At 63.0% G+C, this 19,391-nt stretch carries 17 protein-coding genes, 1 tRNA gene, 2 pseudogenes and 1 other annotated feature; of the genes and pseudogenes, 6 read left to right on the plus strand and 14 right to left on the minus strand.

Going from position 1 to position 19,391, the window contains the following annotated elements; genetic code table 11:
- The 12 genes from AB5Y70_RS13385 to AB5Y70_RS13440 all read right to left on the minus strand — a co-directional run bounded on the left by AB5Y70_RS13385 (nucleotide 1) and on the right by AB5Y70_RS13440 (nucleotide 11,151).
- A complete protein-coding gene (locus tag AB5Y70_RS13385) occupies nucleotides 1-1,257 on the minus strand; it encodes a cyclopropane-fatty-acyl-phospholipid synthase (RefSeq protein ID WP_279988898.1) in 1,257 nt (418 codons plus the stop codon).
- A 106-nt stretch (nucleotides 1,258-1,363) separates the two neighbouring features.
- Entirely contained in the window at nucleotides 1,364-2,143 is a 780-nt protein-coding gene (locus AB5Y70_RS13390) for a DUF1365 domain-containing protein (RefSeq protein ID WP_279988897.1), read from the minus strand.
- Entirely contained in the window at nucleotides 2,140-3,399 is a 1,260-nt protein-coding gene (locus AB5Y70_RS13395; protein ID WP_279988895.1) for an NAD(P)/FAD-dependent oxidoreductase, read from the minus strand. The genes AB5Y70_RS13390 and AB5Y70_RS13395 overlap by 4 nt, the downstream gene beginning before the upstream one ends.
- Complete coding sequence (locus tag AB5Y70_RS13400) at nucleotides 3,396-4,130, minus strand: SDR family NAD(P)-dependent oxidoreductase (RefSeq protein ID WP_279988894.1); 735 nt, start codon at nucleotides 4,128-4,130, stop codon at nucleotides 3,396-3,398. The genes AB5Y70_RS13395 and AB5Y70_RS13400 overlap by 4 nt, the downstream gene beginning before the upstream one ends.
- Nucleotides 4,127-4,555: a nuclear transport factor 2 family protein gene (locus tag AB5Y70_RS13405; RefSeq protein WP_010673320.1), complete on the minus strand. Its 429-nt coding sequence runs from the start codon at nucleotides 4,553-4,555 to the stop codon at nucleotides 4,127-4,129. The genes AB5Y70_RS13400 and AB5Y70_RS13405 overlap by 4 nt, the downstream gene beginning before the upstream one ends.
- A 1-nt stretch (nucleotide 4,556) precedes the next feature.
- Nucleotides 4,557-5,981 carry a deoxyribodipyrimidine photo-lyase gene (phrB, locus tag AB5Y70_RS13410; RefSeq protein ID WP_279988892.1) on the minus strand — a complete coding sequence of 475 codons (1,425 nt, stop codon included), beginning with the start codon at nucleotides 5,979-5,981 and terminating at the stop codon, nucleotides 4,557-4,559.
- Nucleotides 5,978-6,865 (minus strand): MerR family transcriptional regulator, encoded by an 888-nt coding sequence (locus AB5Y70_RS13415; RefSeq protein ID WP_042864296.1) that lies wholly within the window; start codon nucleotides 6,863-6,865, stop codon nucleotides 5,978-5,980. Before AB5Y70_RS13415 ends, phrB begins: the two co-directional genes overlap by 4 nt.
- A 139-nt stretch (nucleotides 6,866-7,004) precedes the next feature.
- A complete protein-coding gene (locus tag AB5Y70_RS13420) occupies nucleotides 7,005-7,949 on the minus strand; it encodes a DUF523 and DUF1722 domain-containing protein (protein WP_279988890.1) in 945 nt (314 codons plus the stop codon).
- A gap of 173 nt (nucleotides 7,950-8,122) precedes the next feature.
- Complete coding sequence (locus tag AB5Y70_RS13425; RefSeq protein WP_039041374.1) at nucleotides 8,123-8,752, minus strand: outer membrane beta-barrel protein; 630 nt, start codon at nucleotides 8,750-8,752, stop codon at nucleotides 8,123-8,125.
- Between the two features lie 178 nt (nucleotides 8,753-8,930).
- On the minus strand, nucleotides 8,931-9,485 hold the full coding sequence (locus AB5Y70_RS13430; protein ID WP_039041373.1) for a DUF3157 family protein: 555 nt from the start codon (nucleotides 9,483-9,485) through the stop codon (nucleotides 8,931-8,933).
- An 88-nt stretch (nucleotides 9,486-9,573) separates the two neighbouring features.
- Nucleotides 9,574-10,437: a hypothetical protein gene (locus tag AB5Y70_RS13435; protein WP_279988888.1), complete on the minus strand. Its 864-nt coding sequence runs from the start codon at nucleotides 10,435-10,437 to the stop codon at nucleotides 9,574-9,576.
- 114 nt (nucleotides 10,438-10,551) lie between these two features.
- On the minus strand, nucleotides 10,552-11,151 hold the full coding sequence (locus AB5Y70_RS13440) for an HAD family phosphatase (RefSeq protein WP_279990446.1): 600 nt from the start codon (nucleotides 11,149-11,151) through the stop codon (nucleotides 10,552-10,554).
- A gap of 191 nt (nucleotides 11,152-11,342) precedes the next feature.
- Nucleotides 11,343-11,476 (plus strand) — a sequence feature (Phe leader region).
- 38 nt (nucleotides 11,477-11,514) lie between these two features.
- Between AB5Y70_RS13440 and pheA the strand changes: the two genes are divergently transcribed.
- Nucleotides 11,515-12,687, plus strand: coding sequence for a prephenate dehydratase (gene pheA / locus AB5Y70_RS13445; RefSeq protein ID WP_103244400.1), 1,173 nt, complete (start codon nucleotides 11,515-11,517; stop codon nucleotides 12,685-12,687).
- Nucleotides 12,688-13,308: 621 nt separating this feature from the next.
- On the opposite strand, the gene AB5Y70_RS13450 is transcribed toward pheA, so the two are convergent.
- Together AB5Y70_RS13450 and AB5Y70_RS13455 are read right to left on the minus strand one after the other, a co-directional pair.
- Complete coding sequence (locus AB5Y70_RS13450; protein WP_010673311.1) at nucleotides 13,309-13,734, minus strand: LPP20 family lipoprotein; 426 nt, start codon at nucleotides 13,732-13,734, stop codon at nucleotides 13,309-13,311.
- A gap of 88 nt (nucleotides 13,735-13,822) precedes the next feature.
- Nucleotides 13,823-14,443, minus strand: coding sequence for a FlgO family outer membrane protein (locus AB5Y70_RS13455; protein WP_010673310.1), 621 nt, complete (start codon nucleotides 14,441-14,443; stop codon nucleotides 13,823-13,825).
- A gap of 265 nt (nucleotides 14,444-14,708) precedes the next feature.
- Here AB5Y70_RS13455 and AB5Y70_RS13460 point away from each other — a divergent pair, with 265 nt between their 5' ends.
- The 5 genes and pseudogenes from AB5Y70_RS13460 (at nucleotide 14,709) to AB5Y70_RS13480 (ending at nucleotide 19,195) form a co-directional block, all read left to right on the plus strand.
- Nucleotides 14,709-15,860, plus strand: coding sequence for a flagellar assembly protein FlgT (locus AB5Y70_RS13460; protein WP_039041370.1), 1,152 nt, complete (start codon nucleotides 14,709-14,711; stop codon nucleotides 15,858-15,860).
- A 50-nt stretch (nucleotides 15,861-15,910) separates the two neighbouring features.
- Nucleotides 15,911-15,987, plus strand: a tRNA-Arg gene (locus AB5Y70_RS13465).
- 208 nt (nucleotides 15,988-16,195) lie between these two features.
- Nucleotides 16,196-17,146, plus strand: a pseudogene (locus AB5Y70_RS13470) (DUF932 domain-containing protein).
- Between the two features lie 94 nt (nucleotides 17,147-17,240).
- A pseudogene (locus AB5Y70_RS13475) lies at nucleotides 17,241-18,230 on the plus strand (YqaJ viral recombinase family protein).
- Complete coding sequence (locus AB5Y70_RS13480; RefSeq protein WP_368176057.1) at nucleotides 18,227-19,195, plus strand: hypothetical protein; 969 nt, start codon at nucleotides 18,227-18,229, stop codon at nucleotides 19,193-19,195. The pseudogene AB5Y70_RS13475 and the gene AB5Y70_RS13480 overlap by 4 nt, the downstream one beginning before the upstream one ends.
- Nucleotides 19,196-19,391 lie beyond the last annotated feature (196 nt).

Consider the following 19,391-nt stretch of genomic DNA (forward strand, 5'->3'; position numbering starts at 1 on the left):
TCAGCGACCGCTTGCCGGCAAGTCCCCGGACCAGCCATGGGGCCCCGGCTTGGCAGCCTCCAGTTGCACCAGGCTGATGGCCCGCTCCCAGAATCCCCCTTCACAGTAGGCGAAGTAGAAGTGCCAGAGCCGGATGAAATCCTGGCTGTAACCGAGCTTGGGCAGCTCCGGGGCCAGCGTCAGGAAGCGTTCGCACCAGTGGGCCAGGGTACGGGCATAGTGGTGGCCGTGATCGTGCAGCCGTACCAGCTGCATGTCGGTCTCCCGCGCCAGCAGACCCGCCATCTGGGAGACGCAGGGCAGGCAGCCTCCCGGGAAGATGTAGCGCTGGATGAAGTCCACCCCGCGCAGATACTGGGCGTGGCGCTGATCGGCGATGGTGATGGCCTGGATCAGCAGGCGTCCGCCGGGCTTGAGCAGGCGCGACAACTGGCGGAAATAGTCGGGCAGGAAGGCGTGCCCCACCGCCTCGATCATCTCGATGGAGACCAGCTTGTCATAGCGTCCCTCCAGCTTGCGGTAATCCTCCAGCAGCAAGGTGATGCGATCCCCCAGCCCCTCCCGCTCGATCCACGCCTTGGCATAGTCGTGCTGGGCCCGGGAGATGGTAGTGGTGGTGACCCGGCAGCCGTAGTGACGGGCCGCATAGACGGCGAGACCGCCCCAGCCGGTGCCTATCTCCAGCAGGTGGTCGTCCGGCCCAAGCTCAAGCCGCTCACAGATGGTGCGCAGCTTGGCCTGCTGCCCCTCCTCCAGGGTGGCATCCGGGTGGGGATAGATGGCGCTCGAATACTGCATGTGATCGTCGAGAAAGCCCTGATAGAGGGTGTTGCCAAGGTCATAGTGGGCGGCGATGTTGGCGCGCGAACCGGTCAGGGTATTGCGATTGAACCAGTGGCGCACCTTGTTGAACGGGAAGCTGAGCCAGCCGAGGCGCCGTTCCAGGGCGTCGAGCAGCTGCAGATTGCGGGCCAGCAAGCGCACCAGTGCCACCGGCTCCGGGCTGGTCCAGAGACCCTCCACCCAGGTCTCTCCTGCGGCGATGCTGCCCCCCAGCAGCAGGCGGCGATAAAACGCCGGATCCTGCACCACCAGCTCGGCATGCAGGTCGCTGCCCGCCTTGCCGAAACGGTGGCACTCGCTGCCGTCGTGGAGCACCAGCTGGCCCTGCTCAAGGCGCGCCAGCAATTTGAGCAGCAGTTGCTTGGCCCCCTTGTCGATGAAAGAGGCAGAGAGGGTTGATTGAGCAAGTTCCATTAGCGGCTCTCCGAATGGGTCAAGAGTGGGGTCGTTCGGTTGGGATGAACCCGCACCATGGGCTGCTGACAACACCAGGAAGCGGAGTTAAACGGGTGTGTCAGCGTCACGGGCGGCTCTCCGGATGGGTGAAGACGGGGGTGCGTTTGATAAAAAGGCGCAGGGCCTGCCAGTAGATCCCGAGCAGCACCTTCAGGGTCATCCAGGGCCAGCGAGCCAGCAGCGCCGCCAGCCCCTTGCGCGACAGCGGCACGCGGCGCAGGGCCAGGGTGGCGTCAAACAGCTTGCTCTCACCGGATACGGGGTGGCTCTCGATATGGATCAGCGCCTCCTCTTTCGGCGCCCGGATGCGCCAGTGGTAGCGCATCCCCAGTCCCATGAAGGGGGAGACATGAAAATCCTTGTCATGGGGGGAGAGCGCCGCCAGATCCAGCAGGTAGTAGTGGCGCTCGTTCCAGGGGGTATTGGAGACCTCCGCCAGCAGGTAGCGGGTCTCCCCCGCCCGATCGCAGAAATAGAAATTGACCGGGCTGAAATAAAACCCGAGGCAGCGCACGTTGCCAAGGAGCAGCACCCGCCCGCCGGGCTCCGCATCCCCCCCAAGGGCCGCCACCTTGTCCCAGACCGCCTGCTTGAGGGGCCCTTCGCTGCCCCGCAGATAGTCCTCGCGGCGAAACGAGAGCAGTCCGGCCCGCTCCACAGCAAACCAGCGCCCCTGCTCAAGCCCGGGCAGTTCGTCCAGATCCAGCCCCAGCATGAAGAGGCTGTATGAAAAAGCGTGGACCCTGGGGGCGAAGCGGCGATGGCGCACCGAGCCTTGCCAGATGGCGCTGATCCCCTCCCCCATTCCCTCGTCCCCCTGCGTCAAGGCCGCGGCGCCGCTCATAGCTCGGCCCCGAAGCGTCTGGCCACGTCCAGGGCGCTGCGCACCCCGTCCTCGTGAAAACCGTTGTACCAGTAAGCCCCGCAGAAGTGGGTATGCTGATGGCCACAGATCTCGCCCCGTCGCTGCTGGGCGGCGATGGAGCCCTGATTGAATACCGGATGATGATAGACGAAACGGCGCAACACCTTGCTCTCGTCCACCCGTCCACGGGGATTGAGGCTGACGCAGAAGGGCGCGGAGGAGCTTACCCCCTGCAGGATGTTCATGTTGTAGCTCACCAGGGGGCGCGCCCCGTCATCCTCACCGAGCTGGTAGTTCCAGCTCGCCCACGCCTTGCGGCGCATCGGCAGACAAGAGGCGTCGGTGTGCAGCCAGACGTCGTTGGCCTGATAGGGCATGTTCCCGAGGATGGCCCTCTCTGCGTCGCTCGCATCCGCCAGCAGGGCCAGGGCCTGATCGCTGTGACAGGCGAAGATCACCTCGTCAAAATGGGCCTCCTGCCCCTGGCTGGTGACCACGACGCCATCCGCCACCCGGCGCACCGCCTCCACCGGGGTAGCGAGGCGGATGCGCGACTGCCAGCCCGCCGTGAGCGGCCCTATGTACTCTCGCGAGCCACCCGGGATCACATACCACTGGGGCCGGTTCGCCACCTCCAGCAGCCCGTGGTTGGCGAAAAACCGCAGGAAGAAGCTCAAGGGGAAGGCACGCATGTCCGCCAGGGTGGAGGACCAGATGGCCGCTCCCATGGGCAGGATGTAGTGGCGGGCGAAATAGTCGCTGAATTTCCCCGCCTGCAGGAAGTCCCCCAGGGTCAGCTCGGGGGTCAGCTCCCGCTGGCGATGCGCGGCCAGCCAGGCCCGCGCCTCCCGGTTGAAGCGCAGGATCTCGGCGACGAAGCGATAGAAGCGCGGGCTCAGCAGATTGCGGCGCCGGGCGAACAGGGTATCGAGGTTGTGACCGTTGTACTCCATCCCCTCGGGACTCTTGACCGAGAAGCTCATCTCGGCGGGTTGGCGCCCCACCCCGATGCGCTCCAGCAATTTGAGGAAGTTGGGATAGGTGCGGTCATTGAAGACGATGAAGCCGGTGTCGATGGCATAGTGGCGCCCAGCCTGTTCCACCTCCACGGTGGCGGTGTGGCCTCCCAGGGTCGGCGCCGCCTCGAACAGGGTGATGTCGTGCCGCTTGTGGAGCAGAAAACCGGCGGTGAGACCGGAGATACCGGAGCCGACGATGGCGATCTTTTTCTTCATGAAGGGCGTCCTTTCGAAACGAGTGTGCGGCCAAGGCGCAGCCAGAGCCCTGTCGGCAGGGCGCCGAGCAGGCGCAGCAGCCAGATGAAGCGACGGGGAAAGTGGATCTGGTGGCGACCGGCGGCAAGCCCCGTCATGATGGCGCGGGAAGCCTCTTCCACCGTCACCAGGCAGGGCATGGGAAAATCATTCTTGTCGGTGAGCGGCGTCTGCACGAAGCCCGGGCGGATCAGGGTCACCCCGATGCCCTTGCTGGCCAGATCCAGGCGCAACGTATCCGCCAGATAATCGAGGGCCGCCTTGGAGGCGCCATAGGCCTCCGCCCGTGGCAGGGGCAGCCAGCTCACCGAGGAGCTGACGATGGCAAGCCGTCCACCCGCCCCCAGCCGCGGCAGCAAGGCAGCCAGGGCGTTGCCGGTGGCTATGAGGTTGGTCTCGATAACCCGGGCAAACAGGGCGCCGTCAAAGCCTTCTGCCGGATCCATGTATTCACAGTTGCCCGCATTGAGGATGAGCAGGTCGAGGACGGGCAGGCTCGCGGCCACCCCGGCCATGGCGGCGCTGTCACGCGCATCGAATCGCAAAGGAATGATCCCCAGGTCGGCCAGTGCCTGCAAGCGCACCTCGTCCCGGCCACAACCCCACACCTGCCAGCCGGCGCGCCGATAATCCAGCGCCAGCTGGCGGCCGATGCCCGAGGTGGCCCCGGTGATCAGCACCCGGCCGCTCATGTCCCCAGCCTCCCCTTGATGGCCCGTACCACGGGCCCCAGCAGCGGCAACTGCTCGTAGAGCATGGCCCCGAGATCGAAGTAGTCCCGGTGCAGGCACACCTTGCCCCAGGAGTCGAACGTCAGCCGGGTGGCCCCCTCCACCCTGACAGCCCGGCCACCGGCAATCCTGGGGTGGGAGAAGGTCATGACCCAGGCGAGCCAGGCTTCGTTGCCCGACTGCTGCTGACTCGTTATCTCGAAACTGCACTGGGCAAGGCGCTCATAAAGGGAGGAAAAGTAGCGGGTGAGCGCGGCCAGCCCCTCTATCCGGTGCGCAGGATCGATGAAGAGCACCTCATCGGCATAGACCTCCGGCAAGCGGTGCAACTGATGCTTGTCCAATTGCAGGTAGAGGATGACAAAGCGGGCCAGCGCGTCATTCATGCTAGTTTTTCTCCAGTTCGCGGAACATCTCGATGGCCCTCACCCGTGCAACGGCATGATCCACCATGGGGGCCGGATAATCCTGCCGCCCCTTGAGCCGCAACCAGTCGTGGGGCTCGTGGAGATAGGCAGCAGGCACATCCGCCAGCTCAGTGACCCAGGTACGAATGAACTCCCCTTGTGGATCAAATCGTTGCCCCTGGGTGGTGGGGTTGAAGACCCGGAAATAGGGCGCCGCATCGGCCCCGGTCCCCGCCGCCCACTGCCAGCCGCCATTGTTGGCCGCCAGATCCCCGTCGATGAGCCGACTCATGAAGTAGTCCTCCCCAAGCCGCCAGTGGATATGGAGATCCTTGGTGAGGAAGCTCGCCACTATCATCCGCAGCCGGTTGTGCATCCAGCCGGTGGCGTTGAGGCAACGCATGGCCGCATCGACCACGGGGTAGCCGGTGCGCCCCTCGCACCAGGCGGCGAAGGCATCCGGATCCCAGCTCCACGGCAGGGCCGCCGTCTCCGGCTTGAAGGGGCGGTTCATGGAGAGGCTCGGGATCAGCACCAGCAAGTGGCGGTAGAACTCGCGCCAGATGAGCTCGTTGAGCCAGACGAAACCGGGTTGGGCCTTCGACTGGGGCCGGTAGCCGAGACGCTGCTGCAGCGCCCCCACGCACTGGCGGGCACTGATGATGCCCGCCGCCAGATAGGGGGAGAGCACGGAGGTGCCCGCCAGCGCCGGAAAGTCCCGGGTCTCGCCGTAATCGAGCACCTCCTGATCCAGAAAAGCGTGCAACCGGCGGCTCGCCTCGGCCTCCCCCACCGGCCAGCGGGTGTCCGGCGTCAGATCCCCCAGCCCGTCGTCCACCCACTCCCGCTCGGCCAGGGGCAGCCACGGCAACGGCTCGCTGCGCGGTGCGGGGGCACGGTGAATGACGAAGCCATCCTCCTCGAGAGCCTTGAGCCAGGCGCGGCTGAAGGGGGTGAAGACCTTGAACATCTCCCCCGACCCGGTCAGCACCCGACCGGGCGGCAGCACGCAGCAGCCGTTGAACCAGTGGCTGGTCAGGCCCTGCTCCCCCAGCGCGGCGCTGACAGCGTGGTCGCGGCGCAGCTCGTCAATCTCGATGGCCTGGTTGGCGTAGAGCTGGCTCACCCCGAACTCCCGGCAGAGCGCCGTCAGCGCCGTCGGCACCTCGGCAAAGGTCTCGACCCGCAGCAGATGAAGCGGAATGCCGAGGGCCGCCAGCTCGCGGCCCATGGCATCCACCTGTGCCAGCATGAAGCGCTGGCGGACCGGGGCCAGCTTGTGCGCCTGCCACTGGGTCGGCGAGACGATGAAGAGTGCGGCGACCGGTTCATCTCCGGCGCAGGCGTGGCGCAGGGCCGGGTTGTCGGCCAGACGCAGATCGTTGCGAAACCAGACCAGCCTCATGACGGTGTTCTCCCGCCCTTGCCCTTCGCCTTGGCAGTGCGGGGCGTCGCACTGACCTCTGCCAGGGTGGCGTGCCAGTTGCGGGCACGCCGCCACGGCTCATCGTAGAGGCGTCCCAGCTCGCCAAAGAAGCGGGTACCCGCAGGCCATTCGGCGGCCTGGTCCTGCTTGCCGAGCCCGGCCCCCAGCAGGATCAGCCAGGGGGGTGTGGCGCGCCCCTCCAGCAGGGTGGCATGGCGGGGCTCCACCGCCCCCAGCAGTTGCACCTCATATCCCTGACCGATGAGCTCATACGCAGCCCAGACCAGATCCAGCGGCCCCACCTGCCCCCAGCTTGCCAGGGTGACGGGGACGCCCTTCTCCTGCTCGATGAGGTGGCGGGCGAAGCGGGTATGCAACCAGCCGAGCCACACCTGTTGCAGCAGCTCGCCATCGGGGCGCTCGCGCCACAGCCCCAGCAGCCGCTCCACCAGGGGCTGCAGCACCCGGCTGCGCACCAGCTCGAAGGGGTAGCTCGCCAGCAGATCGCCAAGCTCGGCCTCCGCCTTGCGCTGGTTGAAGGCGAGCAGCGCCTGGCTGAACTGCTCCAGGGTCTGCTGCCAGTGATCGCTCACTGGCGCACTCTGGGGCTCGCTCAACAGCCCCTTCACCTGACCTATGCTCACCCCACGCTCCAGCCAGCTCAGGATCTCGCCTATCTGGCGGATATCCTGCTCGCTGTAGAGGCGATGGCCCTTCTCGGTTCGGGCCGGTTGCACCAGCCCGTAGCGGCGCTGCCAGGCGCGCAGGGTGACGGCGTTGACGCCGGTGAGGCGGGAGACCTCGCGAATGGGGTAGACGCCCTCGTCGGGGAGAGGCGCGGCGGCTTGTGATTCATCAGACATGAGAGAGTCCATCAGACGTTGGAAAGAGGCCCCGAACATCCACCGGGGCCTGCACAGGGGGTTCAGAGCCCGTAGCGCAGCTTGAGCGTGTCGGGATGAAGGTCGAGGTAGGCCTGATCGGCCAAATCCAGCCACACCTTCACAGCCCGTAACGCAATTTCAGCGTGTCGGGATGGGGATTGAGGTACACCTGCTCGGCGAGATAGGGGTTCGGGTACTCGCGCAGGTAGTGGCGGATCAGGGTAAGGGGCACCAGCAATGGGAAGACCCCGGTGCGGTACTTGTCGATGGTGTCGCACAGCTCCTGCTTCTGGGCCGGGGTCAGCACCCGCTTGAAGTAGCCCTGCAGGTGCATCAGCACATTGGTGTGGCTGCGGCGGTTGGCGCGAAGAGTCAGCGCAGCCATCAACCCCTGGATGTAGCTGTCGGCCACCTCCTGCAGGTTGGCCTTGCCAAGGTTGGCGAGCAGGCGCCCCAGCGCCCGGTAGTGGGTGGTGGCGTGGGAGAGCACCAGGTACTTGTAGCGTGAATGGAAGCGGATCAGGGCTGAGGCGGTGATCCCCCGGGCGCAGAGCTGCTGCCAGTCGTGGTAGGCGAAGACCCGCAGCACGAAGTTCTCCCGCAGGATGGGGTCGCACAGGCGGCCATCTTCCTCCACCGGCAGCAGGGGGTTGGCCTCCATCAGCGCCTTGGCGAAGAGGCCGACCCCCTCCTTGGCGCTGCCCTCGTTGTTGGCGCCATAGATACGCACCCGCTCCATGCCGCAGCTGGGGGACTTGGCGCAGAGGATGTAGCCGGAGAGGAAGTCGAGCTGGCGTGCCTTCTGCTCGCTGAAGGCAATCAGCTTGTCGGTGACGTCGAAGCTGCCGTTGCTTGCCTCGGCCCGCACCTCGCCCTGGCGCTTCACCAGCCGGATGGCGGCGCGGGGTGCGCCCAGGCCAATGGCCATCTCGGGGCAGATGGGGTGATAGTCGAAATGGGCACCCAGATCCCGTTCGCAGAAACTGGATCGTTTGTGGCCCCCGTCGAAGCGCACTTCCTGGCCGAGCAGACAGGCACTGATACCGACCTTGATCTTGTACATGATGAAGCCCCTTGTATAAGCCTTGAGTAAGTTATAGCAGTTATACAAAAAATTGGAAGCTGTATAACTATTGCGAACTGATACGGCCAGGGGGCGGCGGGCGGATCAGCCCCCATAAAAAAAACCCATGACCGAAGTCATGGGTAAAGGTGAAGACCCTGCAGGAAGGACGATCAGAAGCTGTATTTCACACCCAGGCTGGAGATGGAGCCTTTTTGCAGATCCCAGTTGCGATAGGTGTAGTCGGCGGTGAGGGCCAGGTTCTGGGTCAGCTTGTACGCCGCCCCCGCCTTGAAGTCGTGCATGTCGTCGGTCATGTTGGCGTAGCGATAGCCGGTGGAGAGCTCGACGGCACCGATGTCGTAGCGCAGGCCCACTTCTCCGTAGAGGCTGCCGCTCTTCTTGCGGGCCAGGGTATCCCAACCGGAGTGGTTCACGTCGGAGGCCAGCTCCCGTTCCAGGCTGTAGCCCATCAGGCCGGTTTCACCGTAGAGGTTCAGGCCGGTGCTGAGGGGGGTGTAGACACCCATCCCCAGGCTGGAGATGGCCATGCTGTCGTTGCCGCTGCTGCGGGAGGTGTATTCGCTGCCGATCCGGCCATAGACATTGCTGGTGAAGCTCTTGGAGAGATCCAGGCTCAGGCCGCCGAAGTCGCGGTTCTCTCCATCCTTGCCACCGATGTAGTCAGACTTGGTGTGGGCCCAGGTGGCAGAGCCCTTGGCATAGCTGAAGGCATCTTGCGCCAGGACGGAGGTGGAAGAGAGACCGGCCAGAACCAGAACAGACAGTGCGATCTTTTGCATTTTGTTGACTCCATGGGTTGAGTTAGGCGGACCTAACTGGAATGGAGCCATTGTGACGGGCAAAGGGGGCAACGCCGAGGAGCAAGCTGTTGCCAAACCATGTCAGATGTAAGCGGATATTGCTGGCAGTTACCGGTGCAACACTCTGCGGGGGAGCGAGGGCTCCCCCGCCGTCATCCTAGCGGAACTCCACCTCGTCGATCTGCACCCGCACCAGCGGCTTGCCGGTGAGGCCGGCGGGTCGTGCCAGCTCGATGGCCCGGGAGGCGCGCGCTTCCCCCTTGCGCAGGTAGGAGTCAGGCAGGCGGTTCTCCCCGACCCAGAAGCGCACGGGCTCGCTCGAGAGCTGCACCCCGTCGGCGCTGAACAGGGTCAGGCTGCCGTTGACGCGCACCACGTTGCGACTGCCGGTGTTGCTCACCACGAACTGCAGGCTGAGGGGATCGTCCCCCGCCACCTGGTCCAGCTTCACCGTGATGCCGTCCCGGGTCGCCTGGGAGAGCAAGTCGGGATGGGCCATGGCCTGCTCGGTCAGCACCGGGGCCGCGACACTCGCCGTCACTGCCTGACCGGCTACCGTGGCTGCCGGCTTGACCAGCAGGTATTCCCAGGTGAAATCGTCATTGAGTTGCACCTGGCGACCATCCGGCAAGGTGATCTGGTGCAGGGGAGCCGCCTCGGCCAGCAGAGGGCACAGACAGAGGGCGACCAGCAGTCGGGAGAGGGGTTTCATGGGCAGGCACTCGATAAAGGATGCGAAGGGGGCAGTATAAAGAGTCGTGCCCTCCTTGCCTATGACCCCCCTCACGTTACGCCCCGGCTCAGATGACCAGGGGGTGGGGATCCTCCAGCGTGGCCTGATCCAGGGTCACCAGATCGAACTGGGCACTCCTGAGGGCCTTCTGGATGGTGGGCTGCATGTCGAACACCAGGGCCCGCAGCCGTTCGGGCACCCGGATCCTCGCAAGGGTGGTGACCCTGTCACCCAGGGTATGGAAGAAGACCTGGGCGCCCCCCAGCCCCATGTCCACCAGCATCTGCTCGGCCATGTCGACCATCCGCAGGTGCCGCCTGTCCAGGGAAGTCATATCGACAAACCGCCGGCTCAGGCAGGCCTCCCCCACGTCTCCCCAGAGCGCCAGTTGCCGCTGGTGAAAGCCGTAGCGAAAATCCCGGTTGGTCATCCCCTGCTCGGCAAAGATCCAGAGGGTGTTGGCGGGCAGGCTGTGGAATCGGCGCAGGTACTCCCGCTTCTCCTCCACCGAGGCCGACATCAGCAGCGGCGGGCCCTCTTCATGTTCGAGCTGCTGGCAGAGGTAGCGCACCGGGTCGGTCACCTCGGCGAGGTGGCCCAGGTGGGCGCTGAAGATCATCTCGTCGGTCTTGAGCACCTGATGGGGGATGCCGTAGTGCCGGCAGTAGCGCTGTGCCCTGGCCACCGACTGGCGGCTGAGGGTGGGGTTGTCCAGGGTGATGGCGCGAAATCGCACCCCGCTGGCCCGGCACAGATCCATGCTGTAGCAGGATTCCAGTCGGCCGGAGAAGGAGACAAGCAGTTCGCTGTAACCGGCCAGGGTGTTGATGAGCCTCTGTTCCCTGGCTTGAAAGGTCTGATCGTATCCCCGATTCAGCGCAACGACATTGGCATCCATAACAACAACTCCGGATGATGAACTGGATACCATTTTGCCCGCCCCAAGCTGAATATACACTTAAAGAGCATGGATAAAGATGTACATTATTTGCCCTGAATCAAGGTTTTGCCCACTTTTTTCGCTGCGAAGCGAAACTGGCTCCCCTCAGGCAGGCAGCAGCCCCTTGGCGATCAGGTGCGCCCGGCACTGAGCCGGATCGGTGAAGATCAGCCCCCGCAGACCGAGCGCCTCGGCCGCCGCCACGTTGGCCGGGCTGTCGTCGATAAAGAGGCACTCCCCAGCCTTGAGGTCGAACGACACCAGCAGATAGCGGTAGATGTCGGGCTCGGGTTTGAGCATCCGCACCCGGGCCGACACCACCTTGCCGCTGAAGAAGCGCCAGAAGGACTGATGCTGCTCCAGCCAATCGATGCTGGCGTGCCCCATGTTGGAGAGGGCATAGAGGGGGTGGCCTGCACCGTGCAATTCTTCGATGAGCGCCACCATGGCGGGATCCGGCACAAGGGAGGACGGCACCGCCTGCAAGATGGCCAGATTCTCCGCCATCGACAGGCCGGTGCGCCCCTGCGCCTGACGGGCCATCGTGTGCAGGGAGAGGGTCCCCCTGTCCACCTCCAGCCAGTCCGGGTGGTTGAACAGCAGCTCTGCGATCGCAGTCGCCCCCTCGGGTCCGCGCACCCCACTCACTATGGCCACCGGATCCCAGCGCACCACCACCCTGCCCAGATCGAAGATCACCGCCATCGTCTCGTCCCCTCTATGTGTTGTTGCCACGGATGTGGTCACGGCGGTTGCCATAAACAGGGACCGGAACGACGCTCACTCTCCCTCGGCAACCCGAGCCACCACCCTGCCCCGTTCAACGCCCCCGGGCAAGTTTTACTTGCATCGCACCGCCAAATCCCTTAATGGTTATGGCGTTACATTCAGGACACGCCCATGAACACACCATTCTTCTTTGTTTTCTCGTTTACCCGGCCCACATGAGGGAAGGCCCGTCGTCACGTGAACCATTCGCGTAAACAGAAACCAAAGACGAATCGAGCCTCCCCAGCGGAGGCTTTTTTTTGCACCACACACCACAGAATCACTGGATAGGGAACCACCATGGCAACGCTCGACGAGATCAGACACGACATCACCCAGTTGGATCAGGAGCTGCTCGCCCTGCTGGCCAAACGCAAGACCCTCAGCATCGAGGTCGCCCGCGCCAAGCAGGCCAATCCCCGTCCCATCCGTGACCACCAGCGCGAGCAGGACTTGCTGGTCGCCCTGATCCAGAAAGGGCGCGCCCTCGGACTGGATGCCCAGTACATCACCCGCATCTACCACACCATCATCGAAGACTCCGTGCTCTCCCAGCAGGCCTACCTGCAGAGCCTGCTCAACCCCCAGCAGCAGGAGCCCATGACCAGCGTTGCCTACCTGGGACCGCGCGGCTCCTACTCGAGCCTGGCCGCCCGCAAGTACCTGGCCCGCTACAAGGATCAGGTGATCGAGGTGAACTGTCAGAACTTCCGCGAGGTGCTGGACACCGTGGAGTCGGGCCGTGCCGCCTTCGGGGTGCTGCCCATCGAGAACACCAGCTCGGGCTCCATCAACGAGGTGTATGACGTGATGCAGCACACCACCCTCTCCATCGTGGGTGAGCTCACCTATCCCATCGAGCACTGCATCCTCACCGCCGTGCCCACTGAACTCTCTCGCATCAAGACCTTTTACGCCCATCCCCAGGTGTTCCAGCAGTGCTCCCATTACCTCAGCAAGCTGGAAGGGGCGCGCCACGAGATCTGCGACTCCTCCTCCAGCGCCATGATGAAGGTCAAGGAGCTGGCAAGCCCGGAAGCGGCGGCCATCGGCAGCGCCGCCGGCGGTGAGCTCTACGGCCTGGACGTGCTGGCCGAGCAGCTCGCCAACCAGAAGGAGAACTACAGCCGCTTCATCGTGGTGGCGCGCAAGCCCATAGACGTGGCGCCCCAGATCCCGGCCAAGACCACCCTCATCATGTCCACCTCCCAGAAGCCGGGCTCCCTGGTGGAGGCGCTGCTGGTGCTGCGCAGCCACGAGATCAACATGACCAAGCTGGAATCCCGTCCGGTGCAGGGCAACCCCTGGGAGGAGATGTTCTACCTGGATGTCTCCGCCAACCTGCAGACCCCGGCCATGCAGGCCGCCCTGCTGGAGCTGACCAAGATCACCCGCTACATCAAGGTGCTGGGCTGCTACCCGAGCGAAGACGTCAAGCCGACCGCCGTGCCGCCCGTCTTGATGGGAAGCTGATGGGAAGCGGATCCCGCCCCTGCCACACAAAGGCGAGCCCCGGCTCGCCTTTGTGCTCTCTGCGCCCTCCCCGTGAGACGCGGCCCAGTCCCGCCCTTCCCTTCCGGCGTTAAACCGCCCTCCACCCCCTTCCTCGTGGACCCGGGATCCTGGCGCGGCTGTCTTTCCACTCACCATCAGGCCATCTTCCTCCCGTTGCGGCCCCCTTTTGCCGCCTGCCGGGCCTTTCTATCGTTTGGCTTTATTTAACGACACGGTGATATCGTTAGATTTCCCTAAACAAAAAAGGCTGCCATTCCGGCGCACGGGCACCTCTTGTTCGATCTCAGCCCCCTTTTTCCTCGCCACAGGCCGGATCCCGCCCGGCCATCAAGTCCGTTTCTCCTGCAGAAGACCAGTTCCCCCCAAGACGCCAACCCCGGTTATCCTCTCCAGGCCCTATCCCGTCCAAGACGCCAACCCCGTTTATCCTCCCCAGGCCCTATGCCGTCCAAGGCACCAACCCGGTTATTCCCCGCAGATCCGAGCCCTTTCCCGACCAAACAAAAAGGCGAGCCTGCGCTCGCCTTTGTCTGTGCCGTGATGAACGCCCGGCTCATGCCGGCGCCCCCCGGACCCGCCCTAGAACTGGCCCGCCATCAGCTGATTCAGGTGATAGAGGTTGCGGGTGTCGAGCTCCAGCTCGGTGGCATAGGTGTTGCCACGGGGATAGGTCGCCACCACCCGGGCACCGCGCACCATGCCCGCCACCGACACATCCAGGGAGTTGGAGGTCTGGGTCAGGTCCTTGTAGCTGCTCTGGCCGCGCACCTGCTGGCCGTTGAGCTGCTCCGCCAGCTCCCGGTAGGCGTCCATCTTGGAGGCGCGGATCGCCTGCAACATCTTCTCGGACTGGGAGGGACCGGGCTGGATGTCGATCACCGCATACCCCACCGCCTTGAGCACCGGGAAGTCATCGGGCTTCTCGCCCACGTCATAGTTCACCACCCGGTTGCCACTGCACGCCGTCAGCAACATGGCCATCAGGCAACCCAACAAAATTTTCATCGCTGTTTCCCCGTTTTCCTGTTCACCACACCCGATGTTTCACGGATCAATGTCAGCCAGCCCGCTTCACGCTTCATGACGCGCCACCTCAAGGGGTCAGGTTGACCAGATGACCGGACGGGCTCTGGCCCCCCCGCATCAGGTAACCGCGATTGATGGAGGCCCGGCCAAAGGAGTTGCTGGCACCGGACAAATATTGTTTCGGGATCAGGCTCTGGGCCGTGGTCTCCACCATCTTGGTGCGCAGATCGATGATGCGGGCGTTGACCAGGATCCCCTGCTGATTGCGGCTGAAAGTGCCGGTCAGGATGCGGGAGATGGGCAGCCGGGACGAGAGATCCTTGTAGTTGCGGCTCATCACGAAGTCCCCCTGCGGGGTCACCTGGATGTTGCCCGTGGTCTTGAAGTCCACCACCACCTCACCGCGCCGGTTCAGCTCGTAGATGAAGCTCTCCTCGATCTGCTGTCCCATCCAGTTGGTGTCCTTCAGGGTGTCGAGATCGACAAAGGAGGCGACCGCAATGGGCTCGGTCAGGGTCGTGAGAGACTTGCGCTCCATCAGCTGATCCGTCATGCGGGCCACCAGCCAGTTGAGCTCCATCCCCTTCGCCGCCTGGCGGGGGTCTCCCAGCTCCCGATTGATGGGGTCGGCCGACCCGCAACCGACCAATGCCAGCGCCACCGCCAGCACCGTGATAACTCTCTTCATGGATACCTTTCCTGTATCTGCACCTGACCTGTTATCGGTCGCAACCGCCAACACTTGAGGCGGGAATGCGCGCAGGATCCTCGATGATCCCCAAGCAAAGGCGCGCACTGTGCCACCGGAGCCCGCCGTACGGGCTCCGGCCAGGGAAGAAGGCATGGTTCTTGCTTTTATTTGGTCACCCGCTCCGGTCCAGACCGGATCTGTGTCCAGGATCCCTGACCCGCCCCACCGGCGGCAGTGGGGTCGCCCACTCAAGGTGTTTGTTATGAAAGTTTCGCTGCTGTTCACCCTGCTGCTGGCCAGCCTGTCGGCCAGGGCCGAACTTATCGAGGCCCAGGGCAGTGCCGCCATTCTGGGGGGCGACGAGGTCTACGCCCGCGAGCAGGCGACCCGGGATGCCCTGCGCCAGGCGCTGCTGGCCAGCGGTGCCTCCGTCTCCAGCATCCAGCGCCTGGAAAACGGCAGCCTGCGCTCCGAGCAGATCCAGATCCGCTCAGGCGGCGACATCCGCCAGTACCGCCTCAAGCGCGAAGAGGTGCGCAACGGCCGCATGTACATCACCCTCGTGGCCGACATCCAGGCGGAGCGGCAGATCTGCCAGACCCAGCACTACGCCAAGGATTTGACGCTGGTGCGCCTGCGCATGCGCTACCCGGACCAGGCGAGCACCGGTGCCCTGGACGACATGCCCGCCGATCTCTCCCGCCGGCTGTTTGAAACCCTGGCGACGACGCCCCAGGTGGTCGCTCGCCAGTGGCTGGACGAGAACCTGCGCATCGACCCTCTCCATCTGCAACAGGGGGATCGCAGCGCCCTCGAGGAGATCAAGGCCCTGAGCCTGCGCACCGACAGCCAGTATCTGGTGCTCGGCAGCATCGACGACCTCTCCCTCGAGCCCCAGGGCAACGCCCTCACCAGCTGGTATGAGGATCCCGTGCGCAACTTCTCCATGCAGCTCTACCTGTTCGACGGCATCAACGGCAGCCTGCTCGGCCGCAAGGAGTACAAGGGCCGTGCCAACTGGACCTTCTCCAAGCGGGAACAGGTGGGCAGCAGCGGCGGCCAGTTCTGGCAGTCGAGCTTTGGCCAGGAGGTGGGCTACCAGTTGAAGGAGGCGGCCCAGGACATCGCCGCCGAACTCGCCTGTGCCCCCGTCACCGCCCGGATCGTGGCCCAGCACGAGCGCGGCCCCCATATCAACCTGGGCCGTCGCAACGGGGTCAAGCTCGGGGACCAGTTCCGGGTCCAGCACAGCGCCGACTTCGTCGACCCCTATGGCAAGTCCAGGGTGATGCGCAACCCCGCTGACGGTCTGTTCGAGGTGGTACAGGTGTTCGAGGATGGCGCCATCATCAGCAGTCAGAACAAATATTCGCCGTTCAATGTCCAAATCGGTGACCTGGCCGTATTGGAATAGGAATCAAGGGTTTAAAAGCACAATGCTTCTTGTATAATGCCCGCCACAAGGTTCCCGTAGCTCAGCAGGATAGAGCGGTCCCCTCCTAAGGGACAGGCCACTGGTTCGACTCCAGTCGGGAACGCCATACAAAACAAGGGGTTGGCATCGCAAGATGCCAACCCCTTGGTCGTTTTTGGCCTGGGGTACCACACGGGGTACCACAGTGCGCATTCCATAGCTAGAAACTAGAGAAGCAAATAAGTCTCATTTCAATTGATTTCAGATATATATTATCTCCATGAACCTACCCAAGGGACTGCTCTGTGCAGTCCCTTTTTCATTGGAGATTTCTCATGGCTCACCTGATCGATACGATGGCCTACACAGGTCAAACGCCCTGGCATGGCCTTGGCAATGTTTTACCCCCGCAACAATCTCTCGATATCTGACTACAGGCAGCCGGGATGAATTGGACCATCGAGCAGAGCGATGTGATGTTTAACGTCGCCTCCGATGCACTACATATCCGCCCCTACAGCGACAGCAAGGTACTTTATCGCTCCGATACCCTTGCCCCTCGGTCAGTGGTCTCAAGCCGCTACAACGTGGTACAGCCTCACGAGGTGCTGCACTTCTATCAAGACTTGGTGGAAGCCGGTGGCTTTGAGCTGGAAACAGCAGGCTCGCTCAAAGGTGGCTGCAAGCTCTGGGCACTGGCTAAAACCGGTCAGGACCTAAAACTCAAAGGCAATGACTTGGTAAAGTCCTATCTGCTGCTGGCGACCAGCTGCGACGGCACGCTCTGCACCACGGCGCAGTTCACCTCGCTGCGAGTAGTCTGCAACAACACCCTGCAGATGGCACTGCGCAGCGCTACCGGAGCCATCAAGGTGCCCCACTCCACTCAGTTCGATGCGGCGACCGTCAAAGAGTCGCTCGGGCTGGGGCTCTCCCATTGGGATGAGTTCAAGGCACAGACCAAGGCGCTGGCACAGCGGCCCGTCGCCCCCGAAGAGGCGCTGCGCTTTTTCAGCGATCTGTTGGCGCAACCGCTCGATGAGGAGAACATCATTCTCACCAAGCCGGTACAACGACTGCATGAGCTCTATCAGGGCGCAGGCATGGGCTCAGAGCTTGCCAGTTCCCGCAATACCGCCTGGGGGCTGGTCAATGCGGTCACTGAATACGTGGATCACCACCGCCGTGCCCGCAGCCAGGATCACCGGCTCGATTCCGCCTGGTTCGGTCAGGGTGCCCAACTCAAATCCCAAGCCCTGAATCAGGCAATCACTCTGCTGCAGTAATTACGCTTCCCCATTCAAACCGCATAACGACCTCACCCGGACTGGCGCAAGCCAATCCGGGCGTAGCCATTTATGCCGTCAACAAGGAATAGTCATGAAATCAAAAGCCAAATACGGCCAAGCCCTGCGGCTAGCCTCTACTACCCAGTTAACCCGCGAGCAGTGGCTCGCTATCCGTAAACTCGGCATTGGCTCCTCCGATGCCGCCGTCGCAGTGGGGCTCTCCCCCTACAAATGCCCGCTCAGCCTCTGGCTGTAGAAGACCGGTCGCAAGGAGCCGGAAGATATCTCCCACAAGGAAGCGGTGCTGTGGGGCATCGAGCTGGAGCCGGTATTGGCGCAGGTCTATGCCAAACGCACCGGCTATAAGGTGCGCCGGGTCAATGCGGTGCTGCAACACCCCGAGCAACCCTTCATGCTCGCAAACCTCGATCGGGAGGTAGTCGGCCATCCCGATGGGCCGGGCATTCTGGAGATCAAAACTGCCAGCTATCACAACGCTCCCCAGTGGGAGGAAGGAGTGCCGGTGGCTTACCAGTGTCAGGTACTGCATCAGCTGGCTGTTACCGGCCATGACTGGGCTGAGGTGGCAGTGCTGATCGGCGGCCAGGATTTTCGGATTTACCGCATCGAACGTGATGAGGAGAAGATCCAAGATCTCACCGAGCGGGAGGCGCAGTTCTGGCAGATGGTGCAACAAGATCAGCAGCCTGAGCCTGACGGCTCCAGTGATGCCGCCAATACCCTGAGCTGGCTGTTTCCGCGTGACGATGGCCAGACGGTGGATCTCTCCGATTCCCTCGAGTTCAACCAGCTGTTTGGCGATCTGCTGCGATTGCGCGAGCAAAAGGAAGCCGTCGAGCTGCAGGAGTCACAGCTCAAACAGCGGCTTCAAGCCACTTTGGGTGAAGCGACAGCCGGGCTGTTTGCCGACGGCAAGATCACCTGGAAACGCAGCAAAGACCGGCTGGCGCCGGATCTCGATAAGCTCGGTCAGGATCATCCCGACCTGCTCACCCGTTACGTCAAACCGGTACCCGGCGTGCGCCGTTTCACCATTCACCCCTTGAGGCAAACACCATGATCAAAGGACTGGCAATTACCCCGCCCGTGATTGGGCGGATCTGCATCGGCAAGCTGGTGCAAAAACAGGATAAGTGGGTACCGGAGAAGGACGACAGCTTCACCCTCACCACCCAGATACATCAAAAGGGGGGATGGTTGCTCCATCCTCTGCATCAACACTACTCATCGCAAAAGAATAACCAAGGACAGGAGCAGACCAAGATCCGCGCTATTCCGGTGCGCGTGCTGTTCAACGACAGCGACTTGAATCTGCGGGCGGAATACAGCGCCTTTGACCGGCAAACCGGCAGGCCGCTCTGTGTCGGGAATGGGGAAATGGCAAGACGCGTGGGGGCACAAGGCATAGAGGAGGTCAGCTGCCCTGGACCTGAGCGCTGCGCCTTTGCAGGCCAACAAGGCTGCAAGCTGTACGGACGACTGAACCTGTTTGTGGAGGGGCAAGGTGATGAGTTGGGTAGCTTTATCTTCCGCACCACCGGCTACAACTCGGTTCGCACTCTGGCTGCTCGGCTGAAGTACCTGGAGGCTGTAAGCGGGGGCCATACCCGCTATCTGCCACTCACCCTGCGGTTGCGAGCCAAGAGCACCACCCAGTCGTACCGCACACCGGTCTACTACGTGGATTTAACCTTGCGGGAAGAAACCAACCTGACTGAGGCAGTCAGGCAATCACAAGAGGCGGCACAGCGTGACCAGGAGGCGGGTCTCGCCATCGACCAGATGGAGCAGGCCGCGCGTGAATTGCTGCGTAACGGCCAGTTTGAAGATATCGATGAAGAGGTGCCGATGCTGCTGGAGGAGTTCTATCCTGAGCCAGAAATGATAGCGTCATCTTCCACCTCACAGCCTTTGGCAACCGTAACAGCACCAAAACGCCTCAGCCCTCGTTCCTCGCCCCTGACCAGTAAACTGGGTAAAAACGCGGCCCCTTCACCGCCTACGCCTGAGCCACAAAGCCAATAACTTACATTGGCATCTTGTTACATCCAATCAAATCAATCCGTAGCACAATATTCTGCTACCCATCACGACGGGACGTTTATCACAAAGCGTCCCATTATTTCTCTCCATCGCTGGTTTGGGGTCAATAGATCAAGCCCTAGTGACACTCACGAAATCGGCACTCATTTCATCTATTTCCCTCCATTTTCAGGTCAAG

Source organism: Aeromonas sp. s1(2024) (assembly GCF_040908005.1).
Lineage (GTDB): Bacteria > Pseudomonadota > Gammaproteobacteria > Enterobacterales > Aeromonadaceae > Aeromonas > Aeromonas caviae.

Bases quoted from the DNA above. Each gene is read 5' to 3' on its own strand.
- AB5Y70_RS13385 (WP_279988898.1), bottom strand. From the start codon at position 1,257: ATGGAACTTGCTCAATCAACCCTCTCTGCCTCTTTCATCGACAAGGGG.
- AB5Y70_RS13390 (WP_279988897.1), bottom strand. From the start codon at position 2,143: ATGAGCGGCGCCGCGGCCTTGACGCAGGGGGACGAGGGAATGGGGGAG.
- AB5Y70_RS13395 (WP_279988895.1), bottom strand. From the start codon at position 3,399: ATGAAGAAAAAGATCGCCATCGTCGGCTCCGGTATCTCCGGTCTCACC.
- AB5Y70_RS13400 (WP_279988894.1), bottom strand. From the start codon at position 4,130: ATGAGCGGCCGGGTGCTGATCACCGGGGCCACCTCGGGCATCGGCCGC.
- AB5Y70_RS13405 (WP_010673320.1), bottom strand. From the start codon at position 4,555: ATGAATGACGCGCTGGCCCGCTTTGTCATCCTCTACCTGCAATTGGAC.
- phrB (WP_279988892.1), bottom strand. From the start codon at position 5,981: ATGAGGCTGGTCTGGTTTCGCAACGATCTGCGTCTGGCCGACAACCCG.
- AB5Y70_RS13415 (WP_042864296.1), bottom strand. From the start codon at position 6,865: ATGTCTGATGAATCACAAGCCGCCGCGCCTCTCCCCGACGAGGGCGTC.
- AB5Y70_RS13420 (WP_279988890.1), bottom strand. From the start codon at position 7,949: ATGTACAAGATCAAGGTCGGTATCAGTGCCTGTCTGCTCGGCCAGGAA.
- AB5Y70_RS13425 (WP_039041374.1), bottom strand. From the start codon at position 8,752: ATGCAAAAGATCGCACTGTCTGTTCTGGTTCTGGCCGGTCTCTCTTCC.
- AB5Y70_RS13430 (WP_039041373.1), bottom strand. From the start codon at position 9,485: ATGAAACCCCTCTCCCGACTGCTGGTCGCCCTCTGTCTGTGCCCTCTG.
- AB5Y70_RS13435 (WP_279988888.1), bottom strand. From the start codon at position 10,437: ATGGTATCCAGTTCATCATCCGGAGTTGTTGTTATGGATGCCAATGTC.
- AB5Y70_RS13440 (WP_279990446.1), bottom strand. From the start codon at position 11,151: ATGGCGGTGATCTTCGATCTGGGCAGGGTGGTGGTGCGCTGGGATCCG.
- pheA (WP_103244400.1), top strand. From the start codon at position 11,515: ATGGCAACGCTCGACGAGATCAGACACGACATCACCCAGTTGGATCAG.
- AB5Y70_RS13450 (WP_010673311.1), bottom strand. From the start codon at position 13,734: ATGAAAATTTTGTTGGGTTGCCTGATGGCCATGTTGCTGACGGCGTGC.
- AB5Y70_RS13455 (WP_010673310.1), bottom strand. From the start codon at position 14,443: ATGAAGAGAGTTATCACGGTGCTGGCGGTGGCGCTGGCATTGGTCGGT.
- AB5Y70_RS13460 (WP_039041370.1), top strand. From the start codon at position 14,709: ATGAAAGTTTCGCTGCTGTTCACCCTGCTGCTGGCCAGCCTGTCGGCC.
- AB5Y70_RS13480 (WP_368176057.1), top strand. From the start codon at position 18,227: ATGATCAAAGGACTGGCAATTACCCCGCCCGTGATTGGGCGGATCTGC.